This window comes from Amycolatopsis ruanii (assembly GCF_003385175.1).
GTDB classification, from domain to species: domain Bacteria; phylum Actinomycetota; class Actinomycetes; order Mycobacteriales; family Pseudonocardiaceae; genus Amycolatopsis_E; species Amycolatopsis_E thermalba.
This window is the reverse complement of sequence record NZ_PQHY01000027.1, coordinates 64,028-78,971: the sequence shown is the minus strand read 5'-3', so window position 1 is coordinate 78,971 and position 14,944 is coordinate 64,028. Positions and strand designations below refer to the sequence as shown.

Sequence of the window (14,944 nt, the reverse complement as noted above, 5' to 3'; positions counted from 1 at the left end):
CCGGTGACAACCGCTTCTCACTCTTACGTGGAGTCACAGCCCCAGATGTCATCACTCACAGTGCCCATCCCGCCGGACCTCAGCCCGGCGTGTCGGGCCAGAAACACCGATCTTGAAACAGTCCCTTCGATCCCGGCGACACCGGTGCCGATGCCGTTGGTGCCGTGGTAGGAGTTCGTCCGGCTGATGACGTGCACCCGCTCGGGCTGCCCCTGCACCACGTGGTAGCGGCGCGCGATCTTGACGGCGCTGTCGATCGCCTCGCCACCGCCGGTGGTGAGGAAGACCTTGGCGTCCGGCATCGGCGCGAGCCCGGCCAGCCGCCCCGCGAGGGCGCGCGCCGGTTCGTTGGCGAAGTCACCGAAGATCGAGTAGCCGGCGAGCTTGCGCATCTGCTCGGCGGCCGCCTCGGCGATCTCCGCCCGGCCGTGCCCCACGTTGGCGTACCAGAGGCTCGCCGTGGCATCCAGGTAGCGGTTGCCGGTCGTGTCGTAGACCCACACGTCCTCGCCGCGCTCGAGGACGAACTCGTCGTCCTGGACGACCGCCATGTCCGAGAACGGATGCCACAGTGCTGTGTCCATGCCCCTCACGGTAGCGGGCGGACGACCTTGCCGGGGTTGAGAATTCCCAGCGGGTCGAACGCCTGCTTGACCGCTTGGTGAACGGACACGCCCACCTCGCCCAGCTCCCTTTCCAGCCAGTCTCGTTTCAGCATGCCCACGCCGTGCTCGCCCGTGATCGTGCCGCCCAGCCGGAGACCGAGCGCCATGATCGCGTCGAACGCGGCCTGCCCGCGTCGCACCGAGTCCGGGTCCGCGGCGTCGAAGACCACGTTCGGGTGCATGTTGCCATCCCCCGCGTGCCCGCACGTCGGGATCAGCACGTCGTGCTCACGGGAGATGGCGGTGACTCCTTCGAAGAACTCCGCCAGCCGTGAACGAGGCACGCACACGTCGTCGACAAGCCGGTCACCGAGCTGTTCCATCGCGACCCCAGCCAACCGTCGCGCCGCGATGAGCAGGTCCGCCTCGGTGCGGTCGCTCGCCACGAGCACTTCGGTCGCCCCGCAGGACCGCGCGACCTTCGCGAACGCCTCGAGGTCGTGCGGTGCCGCGGGGCCCCGATCGGACTGGGCGATCAACACGGCCTCGACATCGTCCGGAAACCCCAGGTCGCGGTACGCCGCGACCGCGTCGATCGTGGGCTTGTCCATCAACTCGAGCACCGACGGACGCTGCCCGCTGCTCAGGTATTCCGTTACCGTCCGGCACGCCGCCGGCGGCGCCGCGAAGAACGCGACCGCCGTCAACGGCGCCTCCGCCACCGGCCTCAGCGCCACGGTCACCTCGGTGATCACCCCGAGCGTGCCCTCCGAGCCGGTGAACAGCCGCACCAGGTCGTACCCGGCTACACCCTTGGCGGTGCGGCGGCCCGTCCGCAGTACTCGCCCGTCGGCGAGCACCACTTCCAGTTCACGGACGAAGTCGCTGGTGACGCCGTACTTCACGCAGCACAGCCCACCGGCGTTGGTGGCGACGTTGCCACCGATCGTCGACGACTCCCATGAGCCGGGGTCGGGCGGGTAGAACAGGCCCTTGTCCTCGACCGCGTGGGACAGGACCGCGTTCACGACCCCCGGCTGCACAGTTGCCGTGTGGTTGATCTCGTCGATGTCCAGGATGCGGGTCATCCGCTCCAGCGAGAGCAGGATCGCCCCGTCGACCGCGTTCGCTCCGCCTGACAGTCCCGTCCGGGCACCCTGTGGGACGACAGGGATCCGGTGCCGGGAAGCGACACGCAGAATTCGTGCTACTTCTTCGGTGTCGGTCGGCCGTGCCAGCGCCACCGGCACGCCGGCGGTGCCGAAACCGGCTTGGTCGAATCGGTAACCGGCCAGCACGTCCGGGTCGGTCGTGACGAAATCAGCCTCGAGCTCGGCGATGAGTCCCACGAACTCACCGTATCGGGCGAAGGTCGGCGAGAGAACCGGGTGATGCCCGGGCGCTCGCCCGCGTGCATCCGGGCATCACCCCCTCTGGAGTGGTCTCAGGCGGTGATCTCCTTGCGGTTCTCACCACTCTCGATAGCAATCTTGCGCGGTTTGGCGGCCTCGGCGACCGGGATCCTCAGCGTCAGCACCCCGGCCTCGTAGCCCGCCTTGATGTTGTCGGTGTCGAGCGTGTCGCCCAGGAAGAGCTGACGGGAGAACACCCCGAGCGGCCGCTCGGCCACCTGCATCTCGACGTTGTCACCAGTGGCGGAGGGGCGCCGCTCCGCCTTGACGGTCAGTACGTTGCGTTCGATGTCCAGCTCGATCGCGTCCGGGTCCACGCCGGGCAGGTCGAACACGACCACGAACTCGTCACCCGCGCGATAGGCGTCCATCGGCATCACCGCGGGGCGCGACCACGTTCCGGGCCCCTGGCCGAACACCTGCTGGGTCAGGCGGTCCAGTTCACGGAAGGGATCGGTGCGCATCAACATCTGGCCACACCTCCTCTGGTCTCGTTCACCTTGGACGTTGACGTCGCACACCACAGTTATAGCGCGTCGTCGCTCCGTTGACAAGTCACAATGTCATCGGCATGATGACATTGTGCCGCCCTACGAGAACATGCATCACGCGCTGGAACTGGTGGAGGGTGTCCTCGGCGAAGCCACCGCCGGGGACGACCCGAGGAAGGTGCTCGCCGCACTCGAGGTGCTGCGAGCTCTGCGGGACGAGCTGACGGCCTGGGAACCGCAGCTCATCGAGGCCGCACGCGAGGCGGGGGCCAGCTGGGCGGAGCTGGCGCCGGCGCTCGGTGTGGCGAGCAGGCAGGCGGCCGAGCGTCGCTACCTGCGGCTCCGGGATGCCGCGGGCAGCGCCAACACGGCCGACGAGCGGGTACAGGAGACCCGGGACCGCCGCGCGGAAGAGAAGGCGGTCACCCAGTGGGCGCGCGAGAACTCGGCATCGCTGCGCCGGCTGGCCGGGCAAATCAGCGCGCTGAAAGGAGTGCCGGGAGTCGGCAAGGTCCGGCGGGCACTGGCCGAGGACGACGCTGCGGCCCTGCTGACGCCGCTGACGGGGGTGAGCCAGTACCTCGACCACGCATACCCCCAACTGGCGGTCGAGATTTCGGCTGTCAGCGAGCACATGGACCGGGTTCGTCGGGAGACCCAGGAGAGGAGGCAATCGTCCCGGGCGGGCAGCAGTTCCTGACCGACGGCGAGGGAGTGGGATAGAACGGACTCAGCTCGGCAAGGTGGGGTCGGCCGTGGAGCCCGGGAAGCCTGCCTGGCCGGGGAGGTGGGCCGGAGCGCTTCACCGCTGACCTTGCGTGAACCGAGCAGGAGCGAGGTGTCGCATTGGGTGAAGCGGGCGTGGCTTCCACCAATCGTCACCCAGGGCTCAGCCTGCAACCCATCTCGGGGCGCACGGGACCAGCAGGCTATACGTCTGACGGGTACGTGTAACCCCACGTCAGAGAGCAGCCCTCAGCAAAGGCGTCTCAGGGCACGACTTCCGCTGGGGACTTCTCGGGGGCGGAGGCTTGTTCCGGGACCGCGATCTCGACGCGCGGGACCGACGGAGCCTTGCCTGCCGAGGCGGCGGCCTCTTCGGGCTGGCCGGCATGTCCCTCGATAGCGGGAGCCGTGCTGGCTGAGGCGGGAGCCGGGTCGGCCGAGGCTTGCGGCTGGGCCGTTGTTGTGGCGGTTTCGCTCAGGGGTGAGGTCTCCGGCAGGTGGGGGGTCGCCTCGTCCACGCGCGCGGCCTCCACTGGGCGTCGGGCTGTCTCGGGCAGCCGTGGGGCCGCCTCGCCCACGCGCGCCGCCTCCGCCGGGCGACGGGCTGTCTCGGGCAGGTCTGGGGTTGCCCCGTCCCCGTGCGCCGCTTCCGTACGGCGACGGGCTGTTTCGGGTAGCCGTGGGGCCGCCTCGCCCGCGTGCGCCGCCTCTACCGGGCGACGAGCTGTCTCCGGTAGGCCTGGAGCCGCCTCACCCACGTGCGCCGCCTCCACTGGGCGTCGGGCTGTGTCCGGCAGGTGTGGGGTTGCCTTGCCCAGGCGCGTCGTCTCTGCCGGGCGTTTCGTCTCGGTCAGGAGTGGGGTTGCCTCGGTCAGGAGGGTGTTGACCGCGCGGAGGCGCTCGGCCGTGTCCTCCCGGATCTTGCTCAGTTCGGTGACCTTCGCGGTGGCCTCGTCGGTGCGTCGGCGCGCTTCGGCGGTTGCTTCGGCCAGCAGTTTTTCGGCTTGGGCGCTGGCGCGGGTGACCTTGTCCTCAGCGCGGGCGGTCGCCGCTGCGACCAGGGCGCTCGCCCGGTCGGTGGCCTCCGCGACCATGGTGTCCGCGCGCCTCGTTGCGTCGGCCAGGAGGGAGTCGGCGCGCGTGGTCGCGTCGGTGAGCTTCGCGTCGGCTCGAGCGGTGGCCTCGGCGACCAGCGACTCGGCCCGGGACTGGGCGTCGGCGCTGAGCTTCTCCGCCTGGGCGACCAGCTCATCGGCCTTCGCGCGGGCGTCGGCCTCCCGCTCGGCGGCCTTGGCCTGCAGGGCTTCGGCTTCCGCCCGAGCCGAGGACAGCGTCTGTTCGGCCTCGGCCCGGGCCGAGGTGGACGTCTCCTCGGCTTCGGCGCGGGCGGAGGCCAGCAGCTCCTCGGCGCGCGTGCGGGCCGAGGCCACCGTGGTCTCCGCCTCGGCGCGGGCGGAGGCCAGCAGGTCGTCCGCGCGCGTGCGGGCCGACGTCACCGTGGTCTCCGCCTCGCTGCGCGCGGAGGTCAACAGGTCATCGGCGCGGGTGCGAGCTGAAATCGTGGCGGCCTCGGCTTCGGCTCGGGCAGAACGCAGCAGGTCGTCGGCGCGAGTGCGGGCAGAGGTCAGCAGGCGATCAGCCTCCGCGCGGGCCGAGGACAGCGTCTCCTCGGCCTGGGCGCGGGCGGTGGTCAACGTTTCCTCTGCCTCCGCACGAGCCGATGTCAGCGTTTCGTCCGCTTCGGCGCGCGCTGACGTCAGCGTCTCTTCCGATTCAGCGCGGGCCGACGACAACAAGCGATCAGCCTCCGCGCGGGCCGAGGACAGCGTCTCCTCCGCCTCGGTGCGGGCTGACGTCAGCGTTTCGTCCGATTCAGCGCGGGCCGAGGTCAGCAGGCGATCAGCCTCGGCGCGGGCTGAGGTCAGCGTCTCTTCCGCTTCGCTGCGGGCGGAACTCAGCAGGTCATTGGCCTTAGCCTGGGCGGTTGAGACCAGTTCGTCCGCTTTGGCGCGGGCCTCGGCTTCACGTTCGGCGATCACCCGCAGCGACGTGGCGCGGCGGACGGCCATCGCCTCTTCGAAGTCCCTCTCGATCTCGGCGCGGCGGCGGGCGGCCTGCTCATCCAGCTTGTGCCTGCTCTGCGTGGCCTGACGCGTCATCAGGTCCACCTCGGCCTGGGTGCGGCGCATCAGTTCGGCCTGCTCCTCGGCCATCTGCCGACGCCGGGCGTCCAGCTCGGTGACCAGGCGCTCGTGCCGTTCCCGCAGGCGACCGGCCGCCTGCTCGGCCGCGGCCCAGCTCCGCTCGGCCGCCAGCCGGGCCCGTTCGGTGACCTCCGCGGCTTCGTCCTCGGCCAGCTCCACCATCCGCAGCAACCGCTCGGTCAGCCCCTCCGCCTCGATCGGCGTCCGGCTGATCCGGTCGATCTTCGCGCACAGGGCGTCGTTCTCCGAGCGCAGTTCCTCCATCTGCGCGGCGAGACGCTCGACGGCGGCCGCGGCCGCGTCCCGATCGGCGATCACCATCCGCAGGTCAGCCTCGACGGCGCGGACGTACGCCTGCACCTGGCGAGCATCGTAACCACGCCACGAGCGGTCGAAATCCGTCCGCAGTGGCACCAGATCCTCGCGAGCGTCCACGGCCGTCATCCGCACCTCCCGAAGAGACTGTCCTGAGTGGACAAAACTGGTGAAAGCCTGCCACTGCCCAGCATCCTCTCATCCGCGCCCGCCGTCCACCCGCGGGGCCCGGCGAATCGAATTTCTCCTGTGACGTCTCCGGATTGCTTCCCGGGAGCCGGCGTTCCAACCGGATGGCGGCACGCGCCGTGGGCGGAACTCATGCACGGCAACGAGCATCCGTCCGGTTCACCTGCGCGTATTGCCGAGGCCGACGTTCGGATGCCTCGCGTTCGAGCCGGTGATCACCCTGTGCAAGCGGGCGTTCGCGGGCGCCCATCCCGCGGAGCTCGGCAACGGCGGTGCCGGCGATGAACCTTCAACTCCCGGTCGAGGCAAAGTCTGGCGCGGCTGCGGAGCCCACGCGACCGAGGCCGAGGGGCAGGCACTCACCCCGGCCGACGCCGAGTCGGACGCAACCGCGGAGCACCCGCAGGTGAGATCGAGGGGCAGGCGCTCGCGCCGATCGAGGCAAAATCGGGCACGACCACGGAGCACGCAGCCGGGGGTGGGCTCACTCCGGTCGAGGCAAGGGTTGGGCGCGGCAGCGGAGCCCCGCAGCCAAAGCCGAAGGTCAAGCGCTCATCCCGATCGACGCAAAGTCGATGCAACCGCGGAGCACCCGCAGCCCGGATCGAGGGTCAGGCGTTCGCGCCCATCGAGGCAAAATCGGGCACGACCACGAAGCTCGCAGCCGGGGGTGGGGCTCACTCCGGTCGAGGCAAGGTCGGGCGCGGCAGCGGAGCGCCCGCAGCCAAAGCCGAAGGTCAGCGCCCACCCCAACCGGCGCAAAACCGGGCACGACCACGGAGCACGCAGCCGAGGATGGGGCTCACGCCGGTTGAGGCAACATCGGGCGGCGCCGCGAAGCCCCTGCAGCCAAAGCCGAAGGTCAAGCGCCCACCCCGACCGACGCAAAGTCGGACGCGACCGCGGAACACCCGCGGGCGAGATTGCGGGTCAGGCGTTCGCTCCGATCGAGGCAAAATCGGGCAGGGCCTCGGAGCTCGCAGGCGAGATCGAGGGGCAGGCCCTCGCCCCGAGCGACGGAAAACCGCGCGCAGCCGCGGAGTTCGCGGCCGCGGGCAAGGGGTTCACTTCGATCGAGGCAAGGTTGGGTGCGGCTGCGGAGCCCCTCAGTCGAGGCGGGGCAGGCGTTCACTCCCCGCAAGTCCGAAAGGCCCTGGCGGGTGCAGCGCGGCATCCCCGGGCGGGAGGACGGGCACTGCGTGAAGTCGGCGTCCCGCGAAGGGGGCAGCGCGGGTGGCGCGCGCCGAGCTGGGGTTTCGTGGGCGCTGTCTGAACGCAACCCGAGGTGCGGGCGACTCTTCCCAGGTCACGGGCGCCGCGGGTATCGATCTCGGGCCGCGGAGGAGTGGGGGGGGGGGCTCGGGATCGGGTGCGCGGCTCGGTTCCTCGCCCACGCGACGGGCTCGGTGTCACGGCCACCGGCACGTTCGCGGCAAGGAGCGGCTGCTGGTGGCCGGGGGCACGCTCAGGGCGGCGCCGTCCCGGGCAGCCGCCGGGTGACGCGTCTACTCGCGTTGCCGTGGCGCGCCTGCCGGCGGCATCTCTGGCCGGTCCGGCGCCGCCGCGCGATGGCGGCCTGCACGGCGTCGTGCCGTCACTGCGTGTCGTGTCTGGTCGCGAGCCGCGGTGGGCTTCACTCGCCGGATGCCTCAACACCCACTTGACTCTTTCGGGCAAGTTCACGGGCCGCCCGGACGTGGAGGGCCGGCTCGACTTCGGACTGCGCCGGTTTCGAGGTGTTTGCCGCGCGGCGCCAGGAGCCGACACCGTAGCCTTGCCGGGTGACGGAGACCGAGGGGCAGGACAACGCGCGCACGATCGCCGGCCGTTACCGGCTGCAGCGTCACATCGGCGGGGGCGCGATGGGCGTCGTCTGGGAGGCGACCGATCAACTACTCGACCGAACCGTTGCGGTGAAACAACTTCTGCTACCGCCGCGGCTCACCCCGGAAGAGGCCGAGCAGGCCCGCAAACGCTCCTTCCGCGAGGCCCGCCTGGCCGCCCGACTGCAGCACCCGCACGCCATCACCGTGTTCGACGTGGCCGACGACGACGGCAAACCCGTCCTGGTGATGGAATACCTCCCCTCGCACAGCCTGGCCGAGGTCCTCGCCGAGCGGGGCAGCCTCCCGCCGGGCGAGGTCGCCCGCATCGGCGCCCACGCGGCCTCCGCGCTGGCCGCCGCCCACGCCGCCGGCATCGTGCACCGCGACGTCAAACCGGGCAACATCCTGCTCGGCGAGGACGGCACCGCGAAGATCACCGATTTCGGCATCTCCAAGGCCGCCGACGACGGCACCCTCACCGGCAGCGGCCACTTCGCCGGCACGCCCGCCTTCCTCTCCCCCGAGGCCGCCCGCGGCGAGCAGCCCGGCCCGGAGTCCGACGTCTACTCCCTCGGCGCGACGCTCTACACCGCGGTCGAGGGCCGCATGCCCTACGGCGACACCGAGAACCAGATGGCGCTGCTCTACGCGGCCGCCGCCGGCCGGATCGCCCCGCCGGAGCAGGCCGGGCCGCTCACCGGCGTGCTCACCCGCATGCTCCAGGTCGACCCCAAGGCCCGCCCGACGATGGCCGAACTGGCCGCTGAACTGGGCAAACTCGCCATGATGACGGCCACCACGAAGGTCGACCCGGTGCCGCCGCCCCAGCCATCCCGGCGAAGACTCGCCTACGCCGGCGCCGCGCTGGCCGTCGTCGCCGCCGTGGTCGTGGCGCTCGTCGTCCTGCTGCCCTCCTCGACCGGGGACACCGCCGCGCCCGCCGACACGTCCTCGGCCGCGCCCGCCCCCGAGTCCAGCAGCGCGGCGCCGCCGTCGACCAGCGTCACCACCGTGACCAAGACGGCGACCAGCAACCCCGCCCCGGCCGGCGGCTCGCCGGTGCAGGCGGTCAGCGACTACTACGCGATGATGCCGGGCAACACCGACGCCGGCTGGACCCGCCTGGGCCCCGCGCTGCAGGCCCAGGGCAAGGCGAGCTACGTCAGATTCTGGTCCACCATCACCTCGGTGAGCATCGTCGGCGGACCACGCCAGGTCGACGCCGACACCGTCGAGGTCACGGTCGACTTCGTCAAGGGCGGCTCGCACTCCCGCGAGCGGCACCACCTGGGCATGATCCAGCGCGACGGCACCTGGCTGATCAACACCGACACCCTCGTCCGGTAGGACGCATCGCGGTGCGCGAACCGGGCGAGGGCGGCGTGATCCCGCCTCAGGGCAGGTAGTACATCGGGTTCGGCAGCTTCACCGCGCGCTCGGCGTGGCCGCCGTCGAGGTCGCTGTACTGGTCGCCGAGGTTGAGCACGATCGTCGCCCCGGTCGACTCGATGTGCGCCCGCGTGCCGGACTTGTACTGCACGGTGGTGCAGGTCAGCCCGCACGGCAGGTAGTCCGGCGCGCTGGTCTCCGGCTTGAAGAACGCCGCGGCCGGGGCCGGGTAGCCCTCGTTGGCGAGGTTCTTCAGCGACGCCGGGCCCTGGTGCTCCTTGCGCCCGGTCAGGAAGTAGACCCGCACGCCGTGCTGCGCGGCCCAGTTCGCCAGCTCCAGCGTCGGCCGGATCGCCGCGAACGCGCCGTCGTCGATCGCCTTCTCCTGCTCGACCGGGTCGAAGCCGAAGTCGTTGTCGGCCTCCCAGCCGTAGGTGACCTCGGAGGTGTCGTCGATGTCGAGCACGATCGCCGGGTTGCGCACGCCCTGCTGCAGGCGGATCGCGAGGTAGCGCTGGGCCTGGTCGACCTGGCGGCGGACGTCGGCGGCCCACCGGCTGTCGCCGGACTCGTGGTGCTTGCCGGCGGCGTCGACCCAGTTGCCGTAGTACTCCTGCACGTCCAGCTTGACCTGGCCGAGGTTGTCCGGTTCGTGGTTGCCACCCGAGGTCGCGAGCGCGGTGCTGCCCCCGGCAACGGTCGCGCCGATCGCGGCCGCGGCGGCCAACTTGACCAAACCGGACATTTTTTCACGCAGCATGAATCCTCCTCGTGAACGATGCACGAGACGGGAACCTACCCGGGGATGCGCTCCGCGCGACAGAGGAAGAAGTGGGGTGTGCGGCCGATGCGCGTGAGCACCACCGTGGCCTCCTGGTCGCCCGCGAGCTTGAGCCGCTTGCGTAGCGCGTCCGGGTCGACGTCCAGTCCGCGGACCAGGATCTCCAGCCGTCCGACCGCACGGGCGCGCAGCAGCGTGCGCAGGGATTTCTCCTGGTAGGGACCGTGTTCGCGGACGCGGAACGCCCGCACGCCCGGCGGCGGCACGTCGCCGGTCAGGTAGGCGATGCGCTCGTCGAGCTGCCACAACCCGTGCCGGGCCGCGTAGTGCTTCACCAGCCCGGCCCGCACGACCGCGCCGTCCGGGTCGATGATCCACTCGCCGGGCGCGGCGGCCCCGGCGTCCGACGGGTCCCGGTCGGTGATCGTCCATTGTGTACCGTCCGAGCGCAGCACGGTCGCTCGCCGCGAGGCGGTGGCCAGGCCCGCGCTCCACACGCACGCCTCCCGCACCTGGCCGTCGAGCGACACCAGCTCGATCTCCGCCGCCCAGGGCACCGCCGCCGGATCCAGGCCGGGCGCGCACTTCACGGCCAGGTCCCGGCCCGCGTAGACCGCCGCGAGCTCGTCCAGCGGCGGCGCGAAGTCGGCAGGCCGCCAGGTCCGGCGCCCGGACGAATCGCGGCGGGCCGGATCGGCGACGATCACCGCGTCCCGGCTGACCGGCCGCAACGCGTCGGCCCGGACCAGCGGCACCCCCGGGCAGTTGTGCCGCGCCATCGCCAGCCGCACCGGGTCCAGGTCGGAACCAACACACCTGTGCGCGACCCGGGCCAGCTCGGCCAGGTCGGCGCCGATCGAGCAGGTCACGTCGTGCACATCGCGCCCGGCCAGCCGCTCGGCGCGGTGCCGGGCCACCGCGGGCACGCTCGCCTGCTGCAGCGCGTCACCGGTGTAGAGCCAGGACGGGTCGAGCTTGCCCCTGCGCCGCAGCAGCACCGTCTCCAGCACCGCGGCGAACCGCTCGCCCACCAGCTTGCGCACGGCGGCCACGTCCGCGACCCGGTCGGTCAGCGGCAACGCGTCACACGAGGCCAACGCACGTGCGCCTTCCTCCGAGCGGAGGAAGGCGACGTCGTCGAGGGTGAACGCGTAGGGCACTTACGGTTTGGTGCCGGTGATCATCACGTTGTAGAACAGCTCGCGCGGCAGGACCTTGGACAGCACCTTCTTGTCCAGCGCGGACAGCCGCAGCCACAGGTGGTAGGCGAACATCCGCCACCGCACGGTCAGCTTCTCCTGCGGCACCGCCGCCTCGAACGTGCGGATCGGCCACCCGGCCAGCGCCGCGGAGAACTCCTCGGTGACCGCACGGACGTCGACCGCCCCGGCGCCCAGCGCCATGCGCTCCAGCTCCGACGGGTCGAACGTGTGGATGTCGACCACGGCCTCCAGCGCCGCCGCGCGCGAGGACTCGTCCAGCTCCTCCTGCGGGCGCCGCCAGCCGCTCAGCGCGGGCACCTTGGTGACGTTGGTGGTCAGCCACCAGGTCAGCTGGCCCAGCTTGCGCGCGTAGAAGTTGCCGATCTTCGTCGGCTCACCGGCGAAGACGAACCGGCCGCCCGGCTTGAGCACCCGCAGCACCTCGCGCAGCGCGCCCGGCACGTCCGGGATGTGGTGCAGCACCGCGTGCCCGACCACCAGGTCGAAGCTGTCGTCCGGGTACGGGATGCGCTCGGCGTCGGCGACCCGGCCGTCCACATCCAGGCCCAGGTTGCGGGCGTTGCGCAGCGCGACCTCCACCATGCCCGGCGAGAGGTCGGTGACGAACCCCTTCTTGATCACACCGCCCTGCATCAGGTTGAGCAGGAAGAAGCCGGTGCCGCTGCCCAGCTCCATCGCGGTCGGGTAGGGCTGGCCCTCCTCACCGGCGACGGCGTTGAACACGTCGGTGGCGTAGGAAATGCAGCGCTCGTCGTAGGAGATCGACCACTTCTCGTCGTAGGTGCCGGCCTCCCAGTCGTGGTAGAGGATGTTGGCCAGCTTGGGGTCCGAGTACGCCGCCTGGACCTCTTCCTCGGTCGCGTGCGGGTTCGGCGCGGGGTCCGTGGTCACGTCACTTCCCTTCGAAGGTGGCCTTGCCGGGGCCGTTCTCCACGAAGGAGGTCATACCCGCGGTCTGGTCCTCGGTCGCCCACAGCGCCGTGAACAGCTGCGTCTCCAGCTTCAACGCGCTGGCCAGGTCCATGTCCAGACCGCCGTCGATCGCGGCCTTGGCCTGCGCCAGCGCGACCGCCGGGCCGTTGACGAACTGCCCGGCCCACTTCTGCGCCGCCGAATAGACGTCGTCCGGGGCGACCAGCTGGTCCACGATGCCCAGCGACAGCGCCTCCTCGGCCTTGGCGAAGCGGCCGGTGAACACCAGGTCCTTGGCCTTGCTCGGGCCGATCAGCCGGGACAGCCGCTGCGTGCCGCCCGCGCCGGGGATGATGCCGAGCAGGATCTCCGGCTGGCCGACCTTCACGTTGTCGCCGGCGATCCGGTAGTCCGCACCCAGGGCCAGCTCGAGCCCGCCGCCCAGGGCGTACCCGGTGATCGCGGCGACGACCGGCTTCGGAATCGCGGCGACCGCGGCCACCGTGTTCTGCAGCTTCGCGCCGAAGGACCGCATCTCGACGTAGGAGCGGGTGACCATCTCCTTGACGTCGGCGCCGCCGCAGAAGGTCTTCTCCCCGCCGTAAAGGATCACCGCGCGCACGTCGGACCGCTCGGCCGCCTCCTGCGCGGCCACCGCGAGCTCGGCCGTGACCTGGCCGTTGATCGCGTTGACCGGGGGCCGCTCCAGCCGGATCGTGCCGATCCCGCCGTCCACCTCGAGCCGTACGAACTCGCCCACGCTGGCCTCCTCCTTGATCGTGCCTACCGGCTGGTAGGGGTGACCTTACCGGCGACGCGCGAAGAAGCGGTCACCCGAGCGTTCGAGGACGAGGTCCTGGTCGAACGTCTTGGACAGGTTCTCGGCGGTGAGCACGTCGTCGATCAGGCCCGCTACCACTGCCCGGCCTTCGCGCAGCAGCAGCGCGTGGGTGAAGCCTGGCGGAATTTCCTCGACGTGGTGTGTGACGAGCACCATGGCCGGCGCGTCCGGGTCGAGCGCCAGCTCGGACAGCCGGGCCACCAGGTCCTCGCGGCCGCCCAGGTCGAGGCCCGCGGCGGGCTCGTCGAGCAGCAGCAGCTCGGGGTCGTTCATCAGGGCGCGGGCGATGAGGGTGCGCTTGCGCTCGCCCTCGGACAGGGTGCCGTAGTCGCGCCCGGCCAGGTGCCGGATGCCCATGACGCCCAGCAGCTCCTCGGCGCGGCCGGTGTCCATCGTGTCGTACTGCTCGCGCCAGCGGCCGATCACCGCGTAGCCGGCGCTGACCACGACATCGCTGACCTTCTCGTCGCCCGGCACGCGCGAGGCGATCGCCGCGGAGGTGAACCCGATGCGCGGGCGCAGGTCGAAGATGTTGGTGCGGCCGATCTGCTCGCCCAGCAGGTGGACCGATCCGGTGGTCGGGTGCAGCTCGGCGGCCGCGAGCCGGAGCAGGGTGGTTTTGCCGGCGCCGTTGGGACCCAGCACCACCCAGCGCTCGTCCAGCTCCACCGTCCAGTCGAGGCCGGCCAGGAGGTCGTTGGTCCCGCGGCGGACCCCCACCCCGGCCATCCGCACCACGAGATCGTCAAGGTCGTTCGGCTCGCTCACGGGCCCATTGTGGCCGCCGGGCGCCGCCGGAGTCCCGCCGCCCCCGTACCACTTGGTGAGACGTCACAGCGGGTAGCCGGATCCCGTGGCACGATGCGCTTCGTGAGCACCTCCCGGTACCCGCGGCGCCGCTTCTGGCGCAATCGTGCCGTGGACCTGGTGCTGGTCGCGTCGTGCGGGTGTAGCCCGACGCGGCATGGTCGCTGAGCCGTGCCGCGTCCTGCCGTGCCCCATGATCGCGACCAACCCCTGGAGTTTCCGTGACCTCCGTCCTGCGTTCGTCCGAGATCCACCCCCGTCTGATCGGCAGCGCGCTCGAGGATCTGCTGCACCCCGAGCGGCTGTTGTGGACGCCGACCCAGCTCGCCGGCCTGACCCGCACCGTCACGCTCGAACTCGGCGACGAGATCAGCCGGTTCCTGCACTTCGACGCCGACCAGCGGTGGTGGGCGCGGCTCGCCCTGACCGAGGGCATCGAGCTGTGGGTGCTGACCTGGCTGCCCGGGCAGGGCACCAAGCCGCACGACCACGGCGGCGCGGCCGGCTCGTTCACCGTGCTGCGCGGCGAGCTGTCCGAGGAGTACCGCTACCCGGGCGGACCAGTCCGGCAGCGCACGCACGTCGCGGGCGACGGAATCGGATTCGGTGCCGGGCGGGCGCACCAGGTGACTGGCGCGGGCGCGGCGCCGTCGGCGAGCATCCACGCGTACTCGCCGCCGCTCGTGCCGACGCGCGAGTACGCCAGTCTGGCCGACGTGCCCGCCGAGATCCCGCCGCTGCCCGGCATCGTGGCCTGATGGACGTCGAGGAGATGCTGGCCTCGGCCCGGTCCACGCTGGAGCGGGCCGAGCCGGCCGACGCGTGGCGGCTGCAGGCCGAGGGCGGGCTGATCGTGGACATCCGGCCGCTCGGCTACCGCGAGGCGGAGGGCGAGATCCCGGGCGCGGTGCCGGTGGAGCGGATCCACCTGGAGTGGCGCCTCGCCCCGGCCAGCGACCACCGGCTGCCCGGCGTGCACCCGGACCTGCCGGTGGTCGTGGTCTGCAACGAGGGCTACGCGTCCAGCCTGGCGGCTGCTGACCTGCGCCGGCTCGGGTTGACCCGGGCGACGGACCTCGTGGGCGGGTTCCGGGCCTGGCGGGCGGCCGGGTTGCCGGTGCAGCCGGGCGGCACGCCCGCGGTGCCCTGAGCCGCCGGGGGGACTTGGTGGGGCCGGGCGACGGAGCTGGCGGCGGGCTCCGCGCCTGGCGCGGCTGTCGGGG

13 protein-coding genes are annotated in these 14,944 nt (G+C 71.5%); 4 read left to right on the top strand and 9 right to left on the bottom strand.

Going from position 1 to position 14,944, the window contains the following annotated elements; genetic code table 11:
• Nucleotides 1-23 precede the first annotated feature (23 nt).
• The 3 genes from D0D28_RS17150 to D0D28_RS17140 form a co-directional block, all read right to left on the bottom strand.
• Complete coding sequence (locus D0D28_RS17150; RefSeq protein WP_240323245.1) at nt 24-584, bottom strand: aminotransferase class III-fold pyridoxal phosphate-dependent enzyme; 561 nt, start codon at nt 582-584, stop codon at nt 24-26.
• Between the two features lie 5 nt (nt 585-589).
• Nucleotides 590-1,954, bottom strand: a complete 1,365-nt coding sequence (locus D0D28_RS17145) for an FAD-binding oxidoreductase (RefSeq protein ID WP_116111262.1) — start codon at nt 1,952-1,954, stop codon at nt 590-592.
• Between the two features lie 95 nt (nt 1,955-2,049).
• Nucleotides 2,050-2,487, bottom strand: coding sequence for an Hsp20/alpha crystallin family protein (locus tag D0D28_RS17140; protein WP_094006203.1), 438 nt, complete (start codon nt 2,485-2,487; stop codon nt 2,050-2,052).
• Between the two features lie 112 nt (nt 2,488-2,599).
• Here D0D28_RS17140 and D0D28_RS17135 point away from each other — a divergent pair, with 112 nt between their 5' ends.
• Nucleotides 2,600-3,208, top strand: coding sequence for a hypothetical protein (locus D0D28_RS17135; RefSeq protein ID WP_116111261.1), 609 nt, complete (start codon nt 2,600-2,602; stop codon nt 3,206-3,208).
• 289 nt (nt 3,209-3,497) lie between these two features.
• Here D0D28_RS17135 and D0D28_RS17130 read toward each other — a convergent pair whose 3' ends face one another.
• On the bottom strand, nt 3,498-5,882 hold the full coding sequence (locus tag D0D28_RS17130) for a DivIVA domain-containing protein (RefSeq protein ID WP_116111260.1): 2,385 nt from the start codon (nt 5,880-5,882) through the stop codon (nt 3,498-3,500).
• 1,841 nt (nt 5,883-7,723) lie between these two features.
• On the opposite strand from D0D28_RS17130, the gene D0D28_RS17125 reads away from it, so the two are divergent.
• Entirely contained in the window at nt 7,724-9,115 is a 1,392-nt protein-coding gene (locus D0D28_RS17125) for a serine/threonine-protein kinase (RefSeq protein WP_116111259.1), read from the top strand.
• A 46-nt stretch (nt 9,116-9,161) separates the two neighbouring features.
• Here D0D28_RS17125 and D0D28_RS17120 read toward each other — a convergent pair whose 3' ends face one another.
• From D0D28_RS17120 to D0D28_RS17100, 5 genes are read right to left on the bottom strand one after another with little or no spacing between them, the layout of a single operon-like run.
• The gene (locus D0D28_RS17120) at nt 9,162-9,902 is read right to left on the bottom strand and encodes an HAD family acid phosphatase (protein ID WP_116111258.1); all 741 of its coding nucleotides are present in this window, start codon (nt 9,900-9,902) and stop codon (nt 9,162-9,164) included.
• 50 nt (nt 9,903-9,952) lie between these two features.
• Nucleotides 9,953-11,098, bottom strand: coding sequence for a class I SAM-dependent methyltransferase (locus tag D0D28_RS17115; RefSeq protein WP_094006188.1), 1,146 nt, complete (start codon nt 11,096-11,098; stop codon nt 9,953-9,955).
• Nucleotides 11,099-12,052: a class I SAM-dependent methyltransferase gene (locus tag D0D28_RS17110; RefSeq protein WP_094006187.1), complete on the bottom strand. Its 954-nt coding sequence runs from the start codon at nt 12,050-12,052 to the stop codon at nt 11,099-11,101.
• 1 nt (nt 12,053) lies between these two features.
• Entirely contained in the window at nt 12,054-12,833 is a 780-nt protein-coding gene (locus D0D28_RS17105) for an enoyl-CoA hydratase/isomerase family protein (protein WP_094006186.1), read from the bottom strand.
• 45 nt (nt 12,834-12,878) lie between these two features.
• On the bottom strand, nt 12,879-13,643 hold the full coding sequence (locus D0D28_RS17100) for an ABC transporter ATP-binding protein (RefSeq protein ID WP_116111267.1): 765 nt from the start codon (nt 13,641-13,643) through the stop codon (nt 12,879-12,881).
• 299 nt (nt 13,644-13,942) lie between these two features.
• On the opposite strand from D0D28_RS17100, the gene D0D28_RS17095 reads away from it, so the two are divergent.
• The gene (locus D0D28_RS17095; protein WP_094006184.1) at nt 13,943-14,479 is read left to right on the top strand and encodes a cysteine dioxygenase; all 537 of its coding nucleotides are present in this window, start codon (nt 13,943-13,945) and stop codon (nt 14,477-14,479) included.
• Nucleotides 14,479-14,871 carry a rhodanese-like domain-containing protein gene (locus tag D0D28_RS17090; protein ID WP_116111257.1) on the top strand — a complete coding sequence of 131 codons (393 nt, stop codon included), beginning with the start codon at nt 14,479-14,481 and terminating at the stop codon, nt 14,869-14,871. Before D0D28_RS17095 ends, D0D28_RS17090 begins: the two co-directional genes overlap by 1 nt.
• Nucleotides 14,872-14,944: the final 73 nt, after the last annotated feature.